This window comes from Halorubrum sp. SP3, from assembly GCF_005435195.1.
Lineage (GTDB): Archaea > Halobacteriota > Halobacteria > Halobacteriales > Haloferacaceae > Halorubrum > Halorubrum sodomense.
Genome location: NZ_SGTU01000314.1, coordinates 304 through 509, shown reverse-complemented (window position 1 = coordinate 509; position 206 = coordinate 304). Strand labels below are relative to the sequence as shown.

Annotated in this window: 1 pseudogene; it reads left to right on the top strand. The window is 40.3% G+C overall.

The annotated features are described in order from the left end of the window. Window positions 1–206 (top strand): annotated as a pseudogene (locus EXE42_RS19785) (hypothetical protein); the annotation flags it as partial.

Below are 206 nucleotides of genomic sequence, written 5' to 3'. Positions count from 1 at the left end.
AGGATATTGGGGTAGAAATAAACAATGGGATTATGTAAGAGAACTATATTATCAGGCAGAAGAAGGATTAATTGAGACTTGGGATTACCAATGGGGATTTACTAGAGCGGTCAACTGGGGATTGACTGTGGCACCATGTAAAAATCTTGTTTCAAACATCGGATTCGGTCCAGATGCGACAAATACGAAGACGGATAACTCAAACC